General features: G+C 31.3%; 1 protein-coding gene and 1 pseudogene. Both read right to left on the reverse strand.

Going from position 1 to position 2,264, the window contains the following annotated elements:
* Window positions 1-389: 389 nt before the first annotated feature.
* A complete protein-coding gene (locus HNR52_RS12160) occupies window positions 390-1,706 on the reverse strand; it encodes a sugar ABC transporter substrate-binding protein (RefSeq protein WP_435620733.1) in 1,317 nt (438 codons plus the stop codon).
* A 327-nt stretch (window positions 1,707-2,033) separates the two neighbouring features.
* Window positions 2,034-2,264: pseudogene (locus HNR52_RS12165) on the reverse strand (IS701 family transposase); the annotation flags it as partial.

Consider the following 2,264-nt stretch of genomic DNA (forward strand, 5'->3'; position numbering starts at 1 on the left):
TGGTAGGTTTATTAAGTGTTGCCTTTTTTAGAACTTTTGAGGCCTTTATTTTTCAAGGTTCCAAAAAATACTACTTGACATTTCACCGCTTGTCTCAATAAAAATACCGCAAAAATTTATAAAAAATGATTCATGCCTAAATATAAGTATCACTTTATAGATAATATTAATATAATATTATTTATTTTATTAAACACTACTTCGATTAAGATATTATATAAGTTTTTAATTTCAGTACCATTTTAGATTCACACATCACGCTTAACTTGGCAAATTTAATGTATAATTTTTAATATATTTAGATTTAATGTTATATATTTACTATTTTGTCAATTTCCTGCTAATTACATCTTAATAATTAGCAGGAAATTGAATTCTGCTATATTATTTTATTTTCCATTTATCTTTTCTTGCATCTGTTTTGCATACTCTTCTGGAGTAATCTGCTTTGCAAGTAATTGAGCGACAAGATCTTTGTGTGTCTGTGCAGCATCTCCTTCCAGATAAAGATCCCATGCAGCTACGCTCCCTTTTGAACCTGCTACAATATTGTTCATTATTTGTATTTCCAATGGATCTACTTTAGTTTGATCAACATCATCATATTTCCAACAAGGTAAACCTCCTGCAGTTATATATTGCGCATCAGATAGCTGTTTTGCAAGGTACTTAGCAGCTTTTACGGCTTCTTCTTTATGTTTTGTATTTGCATTAATAAGTAAAGCATTTGCACCACCGCCTATATATTCAGTCGGATCACCTTTTCCACCTTCTACAGAAGGGAATCTTACTGCCTCAACTTTACCTTTAACTTGTGACGACGAATTTTCAAATACAGCTCCATCAAAATTACCACCAAAATACATTGGAATGTTGCCTTGAGAAAACTGTGCTGTTGCCTCATCTCTTGTAAGCCCCATAAATCCAGGGTCGAATGCGCCTGCATTAACCATTTCCTGCAATTTCTCAGCAGCATCTATAAAAGCTTGATTATCAAATGATGCTTTTCCATTTAATGCATCTCTACAAAGTTGTACCCCTCCTTCTCTTACCGCAAGCATATCATAGTACCACATTCCAGGCCATTCATCTTTTTCACCAAGTGCAAATGGCGTTAAACCTTTTGACTTAAAAGTTTTTATAGCATCTATCAATTCACTAAATGTTGTAGGTATTTTTACATTATATTTTTCAAATAGCTCTTTATTTATAAATAAAACACTAGCCTGCCCTGAATAAACTAACCCATATATCTTACCGTTATAAGTAATATTATCAAGTGCGCCAGGTAACAGCTGATCTTTAGTACCATCGTTTAAATAATCATCAAGCGGTAATATTTTTCCTGCATCAACAAATGGTTTTGAAAATCCACCAGCCCATGATTGTATTATATCTGGTGCCTCATTAGCTGCTATTGCGGCTTTTATTTTTGTTTTATATGCATCGTTTTCTGTAACGCTTTGTACAATTTGCACATTAGGATTCTCTTTATTCCATTTGTCAACTATTTCTTGCACTTTTGTTTTTAAAGGTTCTGTCGTGTATATGTTCCAATAAGTAAGCGTTATCTTTTCTGATGAACTAGAAGATTTTGATGAATTTGAAGCATTTGAGTTGTTTGAACTATTAGAACCGCAAGCTGATGCACTAAGTATCAATAATAAAGATAGCACAATCAGCATCACTTTTTTAAATCTTTTCATTACCACACATCCTTTCTCAAATGATTTTAAAATTGTTTACATATATATAATAAAATACTATGCCACCATTATGAATATAATTTTTTTACTACATTCTTAAATATCTTTACCTGATTATAAAATCTCAACAATCATATACTTTAACCGGTAGTAGTTGGCTGTGCCGCTCAAGTAACTTAAAACTCGCATAAAGTAAAATTAGCACTCTTTTAATTTTTTATATTCTTAATTTTTTATATAATCTATTATTTTTTATTAAAACTATTTATGGACCTATAGATGAGAAAAATTGATAACAAATATTACCATAAAATAGATACACTACGCCTATGCTAACTGTAGTTCTTCTAAAATTTCATCAATAGGTACTTTATTATTAGCTCGCTCATACAACCATTGAACACGCTGCTTTTGTACTTCTTTGCGTACTATTTTTATTCCTTGCCCAAATTTGCAATATTCGTCACCTGAAGTCGTACAATACAGGTATGTCAATGATATAAGCCATAATAATCTATCTATTGATTTTGTTGAGCGTACTTGATATGTATTTAGTCC

Origin of the sequence: Thermoanaerobacterium thermosulfurigenes (genome assembly GCF_051201035.1) — a bacterium.
In the GTDB taxonomy this organism is placed as follows: Bacteria; Bacillota; Thermoanaerobacteria; order Thermoanaerobacterales; family Thermoanaerobacteraceae; genus Thermoanaerobacterium; species Thermoanaerobacterium thermosulfurigenes.